The sequence below is a fragment of the Clostridium sp. MCC344 genome (genome assembly GCF_018785365.1).
GTDB lineage: Bacteria > Bacillota > Clostridia > Lachnospirales > Lachnospiraceae > Pilosibacter.
On record NZ_WQPQ01000060.1, the window covers coordinates 265,500 to 282,563 of the forward strand.

Below are 17,064 nucleotides of genomic sequence, written 5' to 3' on the forward strand. Positions count from 1 at the left end.
TATGGAGAGCAGGGAAGAACTGGTAAATCGGATCGAAGAGGCGAGAAAACGCCTGAACGGAAGCATTGATGGAAAAGAGGCATATGATCTGATCTACCGGTATAGTGTGGAGCTTGACCGGCTGATCGAAGAGTATATGGATGCGGGATATTAAAGTCCGCAGTACATAAAAATCGAATATACACCTGATGAAATGAAAAAAGCTGTCCGGATGGGCAGCTTTTTTCATTTCATCAGGAAAATTCCTTTGCTTAGGTGTGAAATCAGTCACAGGCAGAGGGATCCGGCGCAGTTATATCCGGCACATATGGGATCTTTTCTGTGGAAAACTCTGAAAATATCCGGTTTTACACCGTTTCCCCGGCATGTGGATAACTAAAAAAGCGCACCTCCTTTTATACATGAAAAAGTGAAAAATTCCTTGCTATTTTAAAGTAAATGTACTAAGATTACATTAGAAGTGGTGGAAAGTGGATAAAAGTGGTTTAAAATGGTGGATCGGTGGATAAAAAACAGTCGCCGTCCAACGGGGAGAGTCATGTTCATAGGGGAGTACAGTCACACAATCGATGCAAAAGGTCGTCTGATCGTCCCTTCCAAATTCCGTGAGCAGCTGGGCGATGAGTTCGTTGTGACAAAGGGATTGGACGGGTGTCTTTTCGTGTACGAAAATTCCGAATGGAAATCCTTTGAAGAAAAACTCCACGCACTTCCTCTTACGAATGCCAATGCCAGAAAGTTTTCAAGATTTTTCCTGGCAGGAGCCTGCGCCTGCGAGGTGGACAGGCAGGGAAGGATCCTGATCCCTTCTGTTTTAAGAGAATTTGCACATCTGGAAAAAGACGTTGTCTTAGTTGGCGTCGGAAGCCGGATCGAGATCTGGAATAAGGCAGTCTGGAACGAGAAGAATGTCTATGATGACATGGAAGAAATTGCAGAAAATATGGAAGGTCTTGGCATATGATTTTTGAACACAAATCAGTCCTGCTGATGGAGACCGTCGACAGTCTGAACGTAAAACCGGGCGGTATTTACGTGGACGGAACACTGGGCGGCGGCGGACATGCATACGAAGTATCGAGGAGACTTGGCGAAAACGGACGCCTGATCGGGATCGATCAGGACGCGGACGCGATCGCGGCTGCGACAGAGCGCCTTCTCCCATTTAAAGATAAAGTGACGATCGTCAGAAGCAACTACAAAAATATCCGGGAAGTGCTCTTTAACCTTGGAATCGAAAAGGTGGACGGCATTTACCTGGATCTTGGCGTGTCTTCCTACCAGTTAGACACGGCGGACCGTGGATTCTCCTACCGGGAGGATGCCCCGTTGGACATGAGAATGGACCAGAGAAACGATAAGACAGCGGCGGACATCGTAAACGGATACAGCGAGATGGAGTTGTATAAGATCATCCGCGATTACGGTGAGGACCGCTTTGCGAAGAATATCGCGAAGCATATCGTGAGAGAGCGGGAGATCCACCCGATCGAGACGACACTGCAGCTCGCGGAGATCATCCGCGGTGCGATCCCTGCAAAGATCCGCGCAGAGGGCGGACATCCGGCAAAACGGACATTCCAGGCGATCCGCATCGAACTGAACCATGAGCTGGATGTGTTGAACGATTCCATTGACACGATGATCGATCTCTTAAATCCGGGTGGACGCCTCTCGATTATTACGTTCCACTCTCTGGAGGACAGGATCGTAAAGACGAGATTCCGGACCAATGAAAATCCATGTATCTGCCCGCCGGACTTCCCGGTGTGCGTGTGCGGAAGAAAGAGCAAAGGCCGTGTCGTGACGAGAAAACCGATCGTCCCGTCGGAAGAGGAACTGGAAGAGAACAGAAGATCAAAGAGCTCGAAGCTTCGTGTGTTTGAGAGAAGCTAGAGAGCATCGCAAAAGAAGAATCCTATATAACTGTGAAGATACTGAGCAGTTACAGCCATTTTTAGAAAGGAAGTGATGGTATGGCAGCAAGGAGACGGAGAAGAGCCCCACAGGCAACCGAATATGTAGAGGGAAATACTGTCCGCAAGATCGAGCGTGCTCCGCAGTATGAGGGGCAGGAAAGAAGAAAGCAGAAGAAACGGAATTCATCCCATACCGTTACAGTTCGGAGAAATCAGGAAAAAGCGCTTCAGATGAATCTTTTTTCCGTATTACTGCTGACAGCGGCTATGATCTGCACGCTGTATATCTGTGTGAGCTATTTAAAGCTCCAGTCTTCCGTGACGGCGAGACTGAATCACATTGAAAGCCTGGAGGAGAGTATTGAAAAGCTGAAAGGGGACAACGACGCCCTTCTTACAAGGATCAACACGTCGGTGGACCTGGATTATGTGTATAAGGTAGCAACAGAGGAGCTGGGAATGGTTTATGCCAATAAGGACCAGGTCCGCTTATACAATAAGACGGAAAGCGAGTATGTAAGACAGTATGAAGACATCCCGGAACGGTAATAATAAAAGAGTTTTTACCATGAGTATGAAAGAAAAGCTGGCGGTTACGGTTCTCGTAACGACGCTGGCTTTGTTTGGTCTTGTCGTTGTTTTATACCGGATGATCAAGGATAAAAACGCAGACTACACCCAGATCGTATTGAACCAGCATTCCTCCTATGACAGCCGGACGATCCCGTACCGCCGCGGTGATATCGTGGACAGAAACGGAACGTATCTGGCGACGAGCGAGAAGGTCTACAACCTGATCCTCGACCCGAATCAGATCAACCAGGATAAGGATAACTATCTGGAGCCGACGGTGTCCGCCCTCTGCGAGGTGTTCGGGTACGACCGGGCGGACCTGATGGCTGTGATCTCCGCAAACGAGAATTCCTACTATGTGCCGTATGAGAAGCAGATCTCTGCGGATAAGAAGGAAGAATTCGAGGCAAAGAAGAAGGAACTGAATGATGCCTACGCAAAGTCGAAGGATGACAGCGGAAAGAAGGTCAAAGGTGTCTGGTTTGAGGATGAGTACCGGAGATTTTACCCGTACAACACGCTGGCCTGCAATGTGATCGGCTTTTCCTATGATAACGGAAAACAGGGAAGCGGCGGGATCGAGCAGTATTACAACGACCAGCTGACAGGAACAAACGGAAGAGAGTACGGCTATCTGGATGATGAGGCCAACATGGAGAAGGTCATCAAGTCCGCCGAGAACGGAAACACGATCGTTTCCACCATTGACGTGAACATCCAGCGCATCGTGGAAAAATATATCGATGAGTGGATGAGCGGGATCGGAAGCAAGACCGCGGCTGTCATCGCCATGGACCCGAGAAACGGCGAGATCCTTGCCATGTCCTCCAACAGGAGATTCGACCTGAATAATCCGAGAGATCTGAGCAGCGCCTACTCCCAGGAGGAGATCGCTGCCATGACGGATGAAGGCAGGATGGATGCCTGGAACCAGATGTGGAGAAACTACTGTGTAAACGATACCTACGAGCCGGGTTCCCCGGCAAAGCCGATGACAGTTGCAGCCGGTCTGGAGGAGGGCGTGATCGGACAAAACGATACATTCCTCTGTGACGGCGGACAGGATGTCGGCGGATACAGGATCAAATGTGTCAGCATCTATGGACACGGGATCCTCACGGTAGAGCAGTCCCTGATGAAATCCTGCAACGATGTCATGATGCAGATCGCGGCAAAACTCGGGATCCAGCGCTTTGCGAAATATCAGAAATTATTCGGTATGGGCCAGAAGACCGGGATCGATCTTCCGGGTGAGGCGTACGGACTGATCTACAATTCCGACAATATGGGACCGACGGACCTTGCGGTAAACTCTTTTGGACAGAGTTATAACTGCACGATGATCCAGATGGCAGCGGCATTCGCCTCTGTCATCAATGGCGGTTCCTACTATGAACCGCATGTGGTAAAACAGATCGTGAATGATCAGGGATCAGTCGTCAGAAAGATCGAGCCGAACCTGGTTCGGGAGACGGTATCCGAGTCCACCAGCGAATTTATCCGTCATGCACTGTTCATGACCGTCGATGACGAGGAAGGAACCGGAAAAGCGGGACGTGTTGCCGGATATAGGGTCGGCGGAAAGACAGGAACAGCGGAGAAGCTTCCGCGTTCTGCACACAACTATCTCGTATCTTTCTGCGGCTTTGCACCGGCGGATGATCCGCAGCTTCTTGTATATGTGGTCATCGATACCCCGAACCTTCCAGGAAAAGAGCAGGCGCACAGTACATTCGCTACAGAGGTTTTCCAGAAGATCATGACGGAGGCTCTTCCTTACCTGAATGTGTTCCCGGATACAGATACCGTAGCGGAGGACGCAAGTCTCGCGGACCAGAGTGAGGGGATCACGAACAACAATGAAGGCGGACTGGAGCCCGGAACAGGAGAGACTGAGGCGGAGACAGAAGCGCCGACGGACGCTGACGGAAATGTGATCCCGCAGGAGACAACACCGCAGGATGAAGTGGTCCCGTTTGATGACGGTCTCGGGCTGCCGGATGATATGCCGGCGGACACTTCCGATGGTTCAGATGCGGGCACAGCGGAAGCCCAGAGCATGGAAGCCGTTCAGGAGACGGAGACTGTGCAGGACGGAGCGGAAGAGACGATGGAGACGACGCAGGCTGCACAGTAATTCCGGTGAAGACCGGTCAGCTTATGCCTGCTGCATGGAATTACGCAAACGATAAGCCGGAGTCCGCGCAACGCGCAGGGCTCTGGCTGCTGTCACAATAATGGGGAAATGCGCGGAGCGTGTTTTGCCACGTGGGGAGAAGACGATGAACAGAGAGATGGATATGGCAGAGGTTTCCGACGGAAAACTCTATGGCCTGGATGATATGGTGAAGGCGGACTGCGCCGGGTGCGAGGGCTGCCACGCCTGCTGTACCGGGATGGGGACCTCCGTGGTCCTCGATCCTTTTGACGCGTACCGCATGACAGCCGGGACCGGAAAAACGTTTGAGGCGCTTTTGGCGGGACCGCTGGAGTTAAATGTGGTGGACGGGATCATTCTCCCGAACCTTAAAATGAGCGGTGAGGAAGAGACCTGTTCTTTTCTGGACGCAAATGGACGATGCACGATCCATGCGTACCGTCCGGGGATCTGCCGACTGTTTCCTCTCGGAAGGATCTATGAGGACGGCGGATTCCGCTATTTTTTACAGGTCTACGAGTGTGCGAAGGAGACCCGCGCCAAAGTAAAAGTCAGGAAATGGATCGATATGCCGGAGCCAAAGCGCTATGACGCTTTTGTCTGTACCTGGCATTATTTTTTAAAGGATCTGGAGCGCGTGATCGGGAAAGATACGTCCGGACAGGCTGCGAAGACGATCAGCCTGTATCTGATCCGGCAGTTTTACCTGTCTCCTTATAAAAAAGAAGAGGATTTTTATCCGCAGTTTGAGGAGAGACTTACCGGGGCGAAACGGGCTCTGGCCGGATTCCTTGCGATGTAGCGGATCGAACGGGAAAGAGGAAAATGCAGACCGGAAGCTGAGAACATGGATTTTTGCGCATGATAAAACGGGAAGTCCCGTATATTAGTTACCAAGACTTTTTATTGAAAGTTTTGGAGATGGCGGAATTTCTGACATATCACAGGAAAAAAATCCTGGTCGTTTTTGTGATCTCGGCGCTCCTGATGACAGGCTTATGTGGACAGCTGGGGTTCCTGATGATCGCAAGATCGGATCATTACAGCAAAATGGCGGATGCGCTCCATGAGCGGGAACGGACCATCAAGGCCTCCAGGGGTGAGATCGTGGACCGGAACGGGACCGTGATCGCGGCGAACCGGACGGTCTGCACGGTGTCCGTGATCCACAATCAGGTGAAGGAGCCGGAGAAAGTGATCCGGGAGCTTGCGCGGATCCTGGATCTTTCCGAGGAGGAAGTCCGGAAAAAAGTGGAAAAGTGGTCTTCCAGGGAGATCATCCGGACGAATGTGGAAAAGTCGGTGGGGGACGAGATCATGAATCTCGGACTTTCCGGCGTAAAAGTCGATGAGGACTACAGGCGCTATTATCCTTACGGAAGTCTCGCATCCAAAGTTCTTGGATTTACAGGGGCGGACAATCAGGGGATCATCGGTCTGGAAGTCATGTACGAGAAATATCTGAAGGGACAGGACGGTCTGATCCTGGCACTCTCAGACGCGAAAGGGACAGAACTTCAAAATGCCGCGGAGGAGCGGGTGGAACCGATCCCCGGAAATACCCTGACCGTGAGTCTGGATGTGAATATCCAGAAGTACGCGGAGCAGGCTGCATACCAGGTCATGGAGAAAAAAGGTGCAAAGGCGGTCTCCATCATCATCATGAATCCTCAGAACGGAGAGATCTACGCGATGGTGAATGCGCCGGAATTTGACCTGAACGACCCGTTTTCATTGAGCGGGGAAAGCAGCGGACTCACAGGGGCAGAGCTTCAGGATGCGCGGAACAAAATGTGGAGGAACCGCTGTATCAACGATACGTATGAGCCGGGATCCACATTTAAGATCATCACAGCCGCTGCCGGACTTGAGGCCGGAGTGGTCCATCTGGACGATAAATTTTCCTGTCCGGGATTCCGGATCGTGGAGGACCGGAAGATCCGCTGCCATAAAGTCGGCGGACATGGTGCGGAGACATTCCTCCAGGGCGCGATGAATTCCTGCAATCCGGTATTCATCGACGTGGGACAGAGACTCGGCGTGGATTCGTTCTACCACTATTTTGAACAGTTCGGACTTCTCGGAAAGACCGGGATCGATCTTCCGGGCGAGGCGGCGACGATCATGCATAAAAAGGAAAATATGGGGTTAGTCGAACTTGCGACGGTTTCCTTCGGTCAGTCTTTCCAGATCACACCCATCCAGCTCATCACGACGGCCTCCTCCATCATAAACGGGGGAAGGCGGATCACACCGCACTTCGCGGTCAGTGCGGAGAGCACGGACGGGATGTTTTACAGGACATTTTCTTACCCGGAAAGGACCGGCGTCGTATCGGGATCCACGAGTGAGACCATGCGCTATATTTTAGAGCAGGTGGTAGCGGAGGGTAGCGGAAAACGAGCAAAGCTCCCGGAATACCGGATCGGCGGAAAGACGGCGACATCCGAAAAGCTCCCGAGAAGCTTAAAGAAGTATATTTCTTCTTTCCTGGGTTTCGCGCCGGCGGATGATCCTCAGGTGATCGCCCTGATCACGATCGATGAGCCGGTGGGGATCTATTACGGCGGCACGATCGCGGCTCCGGTGATCGCGGATATCTTTTCAAATATCCTGCCGTATCTGGATGTGGAAAGAGTGGATCCTGCCGATCCGGAATGAATTTTTGCGCGTGGGCGTGAAGGTACGGAACAGATACAAATTTCGATTGATTATTAAGAGAAAAGGACGTATACTATTTACGCGGCAGACCGGAAAATGTGATGAAAAACAGGCCGGTCCCGCGATATTTACATAGGAAGTATGAGGTGCAACTGGAAATATGAGGTTCAGTATGGTAAATGAGACAATCCTGGCGATCATTATCGCCTTTGCGATCAGCGCGGCGCTCTGCCCGGTGGTGATCCCTTTCCTTCACCGCCTGAAATTCGGGCAGCAGGTCCGCGATGACGGCCCGCAGAGCCATTTAAAGAAACAGGGAACTCCGACAATGGGAGGACTCATTATTCTCACGGCGACCGTGATCACATCCTTATTCTATATCAAGAGCTATCCGAGGATCATTCCGATCCTGTTCGTGACAGTCGGATTCGGGATCATCGGTTTCCTGGACGACTACATCAAAATCGTCATGAAGCGGTCGGAAGGACTGAATCCGATCCAGAAACTCATCGGTCAGTTTATCATTACCGGGATCTTCACCTATTATCTGATGACCTCCGGGGATGTGGGAACAGGAATGCTGATCCCGTTCACCGGCGGATTTGAGAACGGATATTATCTGAATCTCGGCTGGCTGTTTGTCCCGGCGGTATTCTTTATCGTTCTCGGTACAGACAACGGCGTAAACTTTACGGATGGACTCGACGGACTCTGCACGAGCGTGACGATCCTCGTAGCGACCTTCTTTACAGTGGTCGCGATCGGCGAGGACAGCGGGATCAGCCCGATCACCGGTGCGGTAGTCGGAAGTCTGTTGGGATTTTTACTGTTCAACGTATATCCGGCGAAGGTCTTTATGGGAGATACAGGTTCCCTGGCTCTCGGCGGTTTCGTGGCATCCAGCGCGTTTATGATGCAGATGCCGATCTTTATCGCGCTTGTCGGTCTGATCTACCTGGTGGAGGTCCTTTCCGTGATCATCCAGGTCACATACTTTAAAAAGACCGGCGGAAAGAGGATCTTCAAGATGGCTCCGATCCACCATCACTTTGAGCTCTGCGGATGGTCCGAGACGAGAGTTGTCGCAGTATTCTCGATCATTACGGCAATCCTTTGCCTGGTTGCCTATCTGGGATTATAAACATATAGGAGGAGAAACCATGTCACAGAAAGTATTAGTTGCAGGAACAGGGATCAGCGGTATTTCCGCAGCAAAACTTCTGCTTGCCCAGGGCGGCGAAGTGATCCTTTATGATGGAAATGAGAAACTTTCCGAAGAAAAACTGAAAGCAAAATTTGACGAAGGCGCGAAAGTGACCATCGTTCTCGGAGAACTGAAAAAGACAGACCTTGCAGGGGTAGAGTTATGCGTGATCAGCCCGGGCATCCCGCTTGAGGCACCGTTCGTTGCGGTGATCGACGAGGCGAAGATCCCGATCTGGAGTGAGATCGAGCTCGCTTACCACTGCTCAAAGGGAAAACTTGCCGCGATCACCGGTACAAACGGAAAGACAACGACGACAGCGCTCACCGGAGAGATCATGAAGAAGTTTTATAAGAGCGTATTCGTAGTAGGAAATATCGGAGATCCGTATACTGCCCACGCACTCGAGACAACTGATGAGTCCGTGACAGTCGCTGAGGTTTCCAGCTTCCAGCTCGAGACGATCATGGACTTCCATCCGAACGTGTCCGCGATCACAAACATCACTCCGGACCACCTGGACCGCCATAAGACGATGGAATGCTATATTCAGGTAAAGGAAGGAATTACAAGAAATCAGACAGAGGAAGATACCTGCGTATTAAACTACGAGGATCCGGTCCTCAGAGAGTTCGGAAAGACCTTAAAGTGCAAGGTCCTCTACTTCAGCAGCAAGGAGAAGCTCGACGAGGGCATCTTCATGGACGGCGATCTCATCATCTACCGTCATGACGGAAAGAGCGAGAAAGTCCTTGACGTCAACGAATTAAATATCATCGGAAGACATAACCATGAGAATGTGATGACAGCTGTTGCGATCGCGATCCGTTTAGGTGTCCCGATGGATATGATCCGCGAGGCGTGCAAGGAATTCAAGGCAGTCGAGCACAGGATTGAGTATGTGAGAGAACGTTTCGGCGTTACTTATTATAACGACTCCAAGGGAACAAACCCGGATGCAGCGATCCAGGCTATCAAGGCGATGCCGGGACCGACACTTCTGATCGCGGGCGGATATGATAAGCATTCCGAGTACGACGAGTGGATCGAGAGTTTTGACGGAAAAGTCCGCTATCTCGTTCTCATCGGTCAGACGAGAGATAAGATCGCTGAGTGCGCGAAGAAACATGGTATCACCGATATCATGTACGCGGAAGATATGCAGGAAGCTGTTCAGGTATGTGCTTCCTACGCAAATGCAGGCGATTATGTGCTGCTCTCCCCGGCATGCGCCAGCTGGGGAATGTTCAAGAACTTTGAGGAGCGTGGACGGATCTTTAAGGAATGCGTCAACGCCCTGTAATGGAGGCTTAGCGTGGCTCGAAAAAAGGTTCGAAAAGCCGGCGGCAGGGCACAGGCACAGAGACAGGCGGTACAGCGCCAGCAGGCAAAACGTCAGCAAATGCAGCGCCAGCAGATGTCCGGAAAGCAGGTGGAGCGCCAGCAGATCGAAAGAGAACGGGCGAAACGCCAGCAGGAAGGACAGCGCCGGGAACAGCTTCTGATGCAGCAGCGCCAGGAAATGCAGGAGAGGCAGGAGATGCTCCGCAGACAGCAGATGCAGATGCGGGGAGAGCCCGAACAGGAAGAGGAAAGACGGAAAAAGAAAGCCCGCCGCTTCTATGATTATGACCTTCTTGTGGTCATCATCTTCCTGACGGCATTCGGACTGATCATGATCTACAGCTCCAGTGCGTACAATGCGCAGGTGAGCGGGCAGCCGTCCACCTACTATATGATACGTCAGGGAGGAATCGCCGTTGTGGGATTCATCATGATGCTCATCATCTCAAAGATCGACTACCACTTTTTTGCGAAGTTTGCCGTTCCGGCAGTGGTCGTATCCTACATCTGCGAATTCCTCGTAACCTTTACTCCGCTGGGAATCGCAGTAAACGGTAAAAAAAGATGGCTGGGAACAAGATCTCTGCGTTTCCAGCCTGCAGAGCTCGTAAAGATCGTGATGATCCTGTTTCTTGCGGTCGTCATCACGAGACTTGGAAAACGGATCAATGAATGGCGCGTGTGGGGAATGCTTGCGGTGCTGCTCGGACCGCTGGCACTCTTTGTCATGCTGAACAACCTGAGTTCCGGTATCATCATCTGCGGGATCGCTTTTGTGATGATGTTTGTCGCATGCAAGAGAAAATGGCCGTTTATATTGGTCGTGGTGGTGCTGATCGTCGTGATCGTATTCGCCCCCCCTGTGGCCATCGCCATGGAGAAAGCGGGAATCCTTCACTCCTACCAGCTGAGCAGAATCCTGGTATGGAAAAATCCGGAGGCATACCCGAAGTCCGGCGGATATCAGGTCTTACAGGGACTTTATGCGATCGGTTCCGGCGGACTTCTCGGAAAGGGGCTCGGACAGAGTATCCAGAAATTAAGTTTCCTTCCGGAGCCGCAGAATGATATGATCTTTGCGGTGATCTGTGAGGAGCTGGGACTTTTCGGCGCGATCGCCGTGATCTTCATGTTCCTCTTCATGCTGTACCGTTTCCTTGTCATTGCGGGAAACGCGCCGGATCTGTTCGGTGCGATGCTGGTGACAGGCGTCCTGGCGCATATCGCGATCCAGGTTGTCTTAAACATCGCCGTTGTTACCAACGTGATCCCGAACACAGGTATCACACTTCCGTTTATCAGTTACGGAGGTACGTCGGTCCTGTTTTTGATGGTGGAAATGGGAATGGTCCTGAGCGTGTCCAACCGGATCCGGCTGGAACAGGCGTAAGCGTCCTGAAAATGTAAGGCGCAGAACAGGAACAAAAAATATTTTTCCGCATATACTGTTTTATAGCGGCATATGCGGGGGAATCGGTTTGCAGGTATATAAAGTTCAGGGGCTCAGGCCTCTGCGTGGAAAAATAAAGATCCAGGGTTCAAAAAATGCAGTACTGCCGATGATGGCGGCGAGTCTCCTCACGGAAGGATGCACCGAGATCCGGAATGTTCCGAGAATCTCGGACGTGTTCCTCATGGCGGAGATCATCAGAGACCTGGGATGCCGGGTGATCTTTGAGGATGATGTTCTTATGATCGATGCCTCAGGGCTTTCGGGGACAGTGATCCCGAAGGAGACAGTGGGGAAGATGAGGTCTTCCAGTCTGCTCTTAGGACCGCTGCTTTCCAGAGGCGGGGAGGTGACGACCTGGTATCCGGGCGGCTGCGTGATCGGAAAACGTCCGATCGATTTTCATCTGGATGTGCTCCGGGCAATGGGAGCAGAGATACTTGATGATGGCGGAATGCTGATTGCAAAGGCGGAAACGTTTTGCGGAACAACATTCCGTTTTCCATATCCGAGTGTCGGGGCGACGGAGAATGCGGTGATGGCTGCTGTGCTGGCGTCCGGTACGACGAAACTCCTCAACTGTGCGCGGGAGCCGGAGATCGCGGAACTCTGCGGATTTTTGCGGTCCATGGGAGCGAAGATCAGCGGGGAGCGGACCGGGACCATCACGGTGACTGGAGTGGAAAAGCTCTTTCCGACAAACCATGTGACAGCGGGAGACAGGATCTGCGCCGGGACATACCTGGCGGCGGCAGCGGCATCCGGCGGCGAGATCGAGATCACCGGAGTGGAGCCGGTCGTCCTGGTGGAACCGTTAAAGGCACTCCGGAAAATGGGGGCCGGACTCCGGATCTTCGGGGCAGCCGGTCCGAAGGCGAGGATCCGCATGGTGATGGAACGGCGCCCGGCCGGGATCACGATCGATACCGGACCGTATCCGGGATTTCCGACGGATCTGCAGTCGGTCTTTCTCGCGGCGGAGGCGTCGGGAACCGGGGAGAGCCAGATCCGGGAGACCGTATACGAGGCGAGATTCGAGGCGGCGGTGCGTCTTGCGTCTTTTGGAGCCGATGTATCGGTTCACGGAGATACAGCTATAATAAAAGGAAGATATCCGCTTCTTCCCGGAGTTGTCGAGACACCGGATCTTCGCGGCGGAGCAGCGCTTCTCGTCGCAGCTCTGTCGGCAGACGGACTCAGCGTGGTCTCGGACCGGGGACACTTAAAGCGCGGATATGAAGATATCGGAAGAGATCTCAGAATACTGGGAGCGGACATTGAAGAGAATATTCTTTAAGAAAAAGAGATCATGCGGCGGTTGTGTACCGGAAATACTTCCCGGTACAGCAGGTTGCGATCAGGCAGATAACGGGTGAGAGGAATGTTATTTAGAAGAAGAGGACTTGGTTTTGGAAGGCGCGGCTTCGGGATCCATTTCGGGAGAAGGAGCAGCAGCGGTTTTGGAATGTATCATAGGAGAGGCGGAAGAAAGAAGGGGATCATTCTCGGGGTGATTCTGGGAATCCTCATCATTCTTCTCGTCCTCATCTTTTCGGTCCGCATCAAGGATGTGGAAGTGAGCGGCAACAAACAATATACAAAGGAACAGATCGAGTCGCTTTTGTTTGACGGGAAATGGTCGAGAAATTCTGCGTTCTGCTACTATCAGAACCGGTTTAAGGAACATAAGTCCATTCCGTTCATCGAGGAATACAAGATCAATTTCAAGAGTCCCACGAAGGTGGAGGTCGTTGTTTTCGAGAAGAGCGTTGTGGGCTGCGTTTCCTATATGAGCAGCTATATGTACTTTGATAAGGACGGGATCATCGTTGAGAGTTCTTCTGAACAGCTTCCGGGAGTTCCGGTGATCACCGGGCTGGAGTTCGGACATATCGTCCTGCACCAGCCGCTTCCTGTGGCGGATCAGGATATCTTCGGAGAGATCTTAAATCTGACGCAGGTACTGAACGTCAGCGGCATCCAGGTGGACAGGATCAATTACAGCAGCTACAAAGAGGCGGAGCTTGTGATGGGAGATATTACGGTGGAACTCGGGAACTCTGACAGCCTCGACGGAAAGATCGCGGAACTTCATGATATCATGCCGGAACTTTCCGGTCTCTCCGGTACTTTGTATCTGGATACTTACGATGAGACGAATTCCAGCCCGACATACCGTTTCGTGAAGAAAAACTAAAAAAAACCATCAAAAAACCATAAATTAAAGGTTGATATTTTTCAAAAAATCAAATATGATATATGTTAGATTAACTTGGGATTTTTATGCCATGCTAATGAAAATATAATAGATTGATAGATATTAAAGGAGGAGACATTCTTGTTAGAGATTAAGATAAACGAGGCAGAGAATGCCGCAAGAATTCTTGTGATCGGTGTCGGCGGCGCCGGAAATAACGCGGTAAACCGCATGGTAGAAGAAAATATTATGGGCGTTGAGTTTATCGGTATCAACACAGATAAACAGGCGCTTCAGTTCTGTAAAGCTCCGACTGCTATGCAGATCGGTGAGAAGCTCACAAAAGGACTTGGCGCCGGTGCAAAACCTGAGATCGGTGAGAAGGCAGCCGAGGAGAGCCAGGAGGAGATCTCCCAGGCATTAAAGGGAGCCGATATGGTATTCGTTACCTGTGGTATGGGCGGCGGAACCGGTACCGGTGCAGCTCCGGTGATCGCTCAGATCGCGAAAGATATGGGAATTCTGACAGTCGGCGTTGTAACAAAGCCGTTCCGTTTTGAAGCAAGACAGAGAATGAACAACGCGTTAAAGGGAATCGAGAACTTAAAGAACGCAGTTGACACTCTGATCGTAATCCCGAACGACCGTCTCCTTGAGATCGTTGACAGACGGACAACCATGCCGGATGCATTAAAGAAAGCCGATGAGGTCCTTCTTCAGGCTGTACAGGGAATCACAGATCTGATCAACGTTCCGGGTCTTATCAATCTTGACTTCGCAGATGTTCAGACTGTAATGACAGACAAGGGCATCGCACATATCGGTATCGGCAAGGCGAAGGGCGACGAGAAGGCACTCGAGGCTGTAAAACAGGCTGTATCCAGCCCGCTTCTTGAGACAACGATCGAGGGCGCTTCCCACGTGATCATCAACATTTCCGGTGATATCAGCCTGATCGAGGCAAACGAGGCTGCCGGTTATGTTCAGGAGCTCGCAGGTGATGATGCAAACATCATCTTCGGTGCAATGTACGATGAGAACGCAGAGGACGAGGTAACGATCACTGTTATCGCGACAGGTCTTGACGCTCACGGCGCAAACACACCGGTTGAGCGCGCAATGAAGGACTTTACAAACTATAAGACAAAAGTTCCGGCTCAGCAGGCTCCGATCCAGAGAACTGCTCCGACCGTAAAAGTTCCGTCTGAGGCAGCAGCTACAACAGAGTCTGCTCCGAAGTACAATATTCCGACCGGAAACGCACCGGTTTACCGTCCGGCACAGCGCGGCGAGACTCAGATCAACATCCCGGATTTCTTAAAGAACCGCAGATAAGATCCTGAGAATGGACAAGCTGCTTAAAAACAGTAAGGATGAACATATGAGGACCCAGGGAGAGAAATCTTCCCGGGTCTTTTTGGTTTCATAGAAAATTCCGATGGAACTTCCTGTGAAACTAAAAGGCACAGCATGGCTGAGATTTTATACATCACTTCTATAAAAATTCATCGCGGATCCCGACAGGAAAATGTCTGGATCCGCATTCTTTTTTTCCTCTGTTTTCACAGATCCTGCAAATATCAGCGAAAATTTCCAATTTTTACGAAAAAACAGGGAAGAACCTGTTGGAAGAACCCGATGAGTTTCCAGGGTTCGCGTCCCCGCTTTGACAAATTCCGGATAGGAAGACAGGTATACTGTTGGAAAACGATATCAGGATTTCGGGGACGGATGATCGGAACTGAAAATCCTGTCTGACGCAGTATGGGCGGTCTTTGACGGTCCGGAATGCGGAAAGGGGGAATCCCGGTGGAATATGAATGGTACGCCGATCTCTTTTTTCTGGAAGAGGCGTACCGGGATGTCTTGATCCTGTGGCTGGCGGCGGTGCTCGGGAGAAAGAAGATTTCTGTTTTCCGGCTTTTGGCGGCGGGAATTGCAGGCGGACTTTGCGGGACCGCAGTTTCCTGCCTTGAGCTGTCAGGAATCGCAGCACGGATTACGGGAAGAAGCCTGGTGGTCTGGATTTTCTGGGAAAGCGGGAAAGTTCTGATAAATGGCTTTTTGATTATAACGGCTGCACTTCCCCCAAAAAGAGTGTCCGGATGGAAAAAAGCGTTCTTTCAAAGGGGAAAGGAGCTTGGGCTGCTGGTCTTGTCAGCGGGGATCCTGCAGAGCGGTCTTGCGGTCTTGCGGGAGCGCTGCTTTCTCACCGGGTGGAAAAGTCTTCTGTTTATGGGATTTTTCTGTGCGGGAGTCCGCTTCTTTGCGGAGGCGCTCGTGAAGCGGCCGGTGATCGGAAAAATGAGGTATCAGGTCCGACTTTTTCTGAACGGACGATCAAAGGAGTTTACCGCGATGGAGGATTCCGGGAACCGTCTCGTGGAACCTGTGACGGGAAAGCCGGTCAGCATTATCGCAGCGGCAGATGCGAAAGAGTTTGGGAGCGAGCCGGCAGGCGTCCTGATGATCCCGTACCGGGCGGTAGGGACAAAAAGCGGAATGCTTCCGGGAATCCTGTTCGACCGGATGGAGATCACGGACGGAGAAAACAGGAGTGTCCGGATTGACAGACCGGTCGTGGCTGTCTCGAAGGAACCGCTGTTTTTCAGAAAAGATTTTACGATGATCCTGCCGGAAAGTCTTTTCACTGATAAGTTATGAAAGGGAGAAAATGAGTATGATCATGAGAATTTCTATGCCAAACCGGTTTCGGTTAAAAAAAGTGATGGGATTCCGGACAATGATCCGGCCGGAGCGCGGGGAAATCCATTATATCGGAGGCGCGGATATCCTCCCGGCACCGCTGTCCTTGAAGGAGGAGACGGAGGCGTTAAATAAGTTTGGAACGGAGGAGGAAAAAGAGGCAAAATCAGAGCTGATCGAACACAATCTCCGTCTGGTCGTTTACATAGCAAAGAAATTTGACAACACGAGCGTCGGGGTCGAAGACCTGATCTCTATCGGGACGATCGGTCTCATCAAGGCGATCAATACGTTCAATCCGACGAAGAATATCAAGCTGGCGACTTACGCGTCCAGATGCATCGAGAATGAGATCCTCATGTATCTCAGGAGAACCAGCAAGATGAAGCTGGAGGTCTCCATCGATGAGCCGTTAAACGTGGACTGGGATGGAAATGAGCTGCTCTTATCGGATATCCTTGGCACCGATGAGGATGTGATCTACAAGGACATGGAGGACGAGGTGGAAAAGGATCTCCTGAAAAATGCGGTGAGCCGGCTGAGTCCGAGAGAGCGGAAGATCGTGGAGCTGCGCTACGGCCTAAAGCGCCAGGACGGGGCGGAGATGACCCAGAAGGAGGTGGCGGATCTCATGGGAATCTCGCAGTCCTATATTTCGCGGCTCGAGAAGAAGATCATGATGAGGTTAAAGAAGGAAATCGTGAAATTTGAGTAGAGCAGAGCGTGTGACGAGTCATATCCGAAATGGTGAAAAAGACAGGTAGGAAATCCGCGGACAGAACTGTATCATACAGAATTTTCAGTTCAGAAAATTCCTACCATGAAAAGTATCAAATAAAAGAACTGTCTGAC

General features: G+C 51.4%; 15 protein-coding genes. All 15 read left to right on the forward strand.

What is annotated here, in order from left to right; genetic code table 11:
• Nucleotide 1: 1 nt before the first annotated feature.
• The 15 genes from GPK90_RS14855 to sigE all read left to right on the forward strand — a co-directional run bounded on the left by GPK90_RS14855 (nucleotide 2) and on the right by sigE (nucleotide 16,927).
• Entirely contained in the window at nucleotides 2-154 is a 153-nt protein-coding gene (locus GPK90_RS14855) for an aspartyl-phosphate phosphatase Spo0E family protein (RefSeq protein ID WP_118530749.1), read from the forward strand.
• Between the two features lie 384 nt (nucleotides 155-538).
• Nucleotides 539-964: a division/cell wall cluster transcriptional repressor MraZ gene (gene mraZ, locus GPK90_RS14860; RefSeq protein ID WP_118322480.1), complete on the forward strand. Its 426-nt coding sequence runs from the start codon at nucleotides 539-541 to the stop codon at nucleotides 962-964.
• Nucleotides 961-1,896, forward strand: a complete 936-nt coding sequence (rsmH, locus tag GPK90_RS14865) for a 16S rRNA (cytosine(1402)-N(4))-methyltransferase RsmH (RefSeq protein WP_215703325.1) — start codon at nucleotides 961-963, stop codon at nucleotides 1,894-1,896. The genes mraZ and rsmH overlap by 4 nt, the downstream gene beginning before the upstream one ends.
• Before the next feature lie 80 nt (nucleotides 1,897-1,976).
• Nucleotides 1,977-2,468, forward strand: a complete 492-nt coding sequence (locus GPK90_RS14870) for a septum formation initiator family protein (RefSeq protein ID WP_118530750.1) — start codon at nucleotides 1,977-1,979, stop codon at nucleotides 2,466-2,468.
• A 19-nt stretch (nucleotides 2,469-2,487) separates the two neighbouring features.
• A complete protein-coding gene (locus GPK90_RS14875; RefSeq protein ID WP_486463672.1) occupies nucleotides 2,488-4,629 on the forward strand; it encodes a peptidoglycan D,D-transpeptidase FtsI family protein in 2,142 nt (713 codons plus the stop codon).
• A gap of 145 nt (nucleotides 4,630-4,774) precedes the next feature.
• The gene (locus GPK90_RS14880) at nucleotides 4,775-5,452 is read left to right on the forward strand and encodes a YkgJ family cysteine cluster protein (protein WP_118299006.1); all 678 of its coding nucleotides are present in this window, start codon (nucleotides 4,775-4,777) and stop codon (nucleotides 5,450-5,452) included.
• 59 nt (nucleotides 5,453-5,511) lie between these two features.
• A complete protein-coding gene (locus tag GPK90_RS14885) occupies nucleotides 5,512-7,311 on the forward strand; it encodes a peptidoglycan D,D-transpeptidase FtsI family protein (RefSeq protein WP_486463673.1) in 1,800 nt (599 codons plus the stop codon).
• A gap of 172 nt (nucleotides 7,312-7,483) precedes the next feature.
• On the forward strand, nucleotides 7,484-8,452 hold the full coding sequence (mraY, locus tag GPK90_RS14890) for a phospho-N-acetylmuramoyl-pentapeptide-transferase (RefSeq protein ID WP_118299008.1): 969 nt from the start codon (nucleotides 7,484-7,486) through the stop codon (nucleotides 8,450-8,452).
• A gap of 19 nt (nucleotides 8,453-8,471) precedes the next feature.
• Nucleotides 8,472-9,818 carry a UDP-N-acetylmuramoyl-L-alanine--D-glutamate ligase gene (gene murD, locus GPK90_RS14895; protein WP_118299009.1) on the forward strand — a complete coding sequence of 449 codons (1,347 nt, stop codon included), beginning with the start codon at nucleotides 8,472-8,474 and terminating at the stop codon, nucleotides 9,816-9,818.
• Between the two features lie 12 nt (nucleotides 9,819-9,830).
• Entirely contained in the window at nucleotides 9,831-11,249 is a 1,419-nt protein-coding gene (locus GPK90_RS14900) for an FtsW/RodA/SpoVE family cell cycle protein (RefSeq protein WP_346011270.1), read from the forward strand.
• An 88-nt stretch (nucleotides 11,250-11,337) separates the two neighbouring features.
• Complete coding sequence (murA, locus tag GPK90_RS14905; RefSeq protein WP_215703327.1) at nucleotides 11,338-12,606, forward strand: UDP-N-acetylglucosamine 1-carboxyvinyltransferase; 1,269 nt, start codon at nucleotides 11,338-11,340, stop codon at nucleotides 12,604-12,606.
• Between the two features lie 84 nt (nucleotides 12,607-12,690).
• Nucleotides 12,691-13,506 (forward strand): cell division protein FtsQ/DivIB, encoded by an 816-nt coding sequence (locus tag GPK90_RS14910; RefSeq protein WP_346011271.1) that lies wholly within the window; start codon nucleotides 12,691-12,693, stop codon nucleotides 13,504-13,506.
• 141 nt (nucleotides 13,507-13,647) lie between these two features.
• Nucleotides 13,648-14,841, forward strand: coding sequence for a cell division protein FtsZ (ftsZ, locus tag GPK90_RS14915; RefSeq protein ID WP_118515276.1), 1,194 nt, complete (start codon nucleotides 13,648-13,650; stop codon nucleotides 14,839-14,841).
• Between the two features lie 474 nt (nucleotides 14,842-15,315).
• Nucleotides 15,316-16,170, forward strand: coding sequence for a sigma-E processing peptidase SpoIIGA (locus tag GPK90_RS14920; RefSeq protein ID WP_215703328.1), 855 nt, complete (start codon nucleotides 15,316-15,318; stop codon nucleotides 16,168-16,170).
• A 16-nt stretch (nucleotides 16,171-16,186) separates the two neighbouring features.
• Nucleotides 16,187-16,927, forward strand: coding sequence for an RNA polymerase sporulation sigma factor SigE (gene sigE, locus GPK90_RS14925; RefSeq protein ID WP_118299014.1), 741 nt, complete (start codon nucleotides 16,187-16,189; stop codon nucleotides 16,925-16,927).
• Nucleotides 16,928-17,064: the final 137 nt, after the last annotated feature.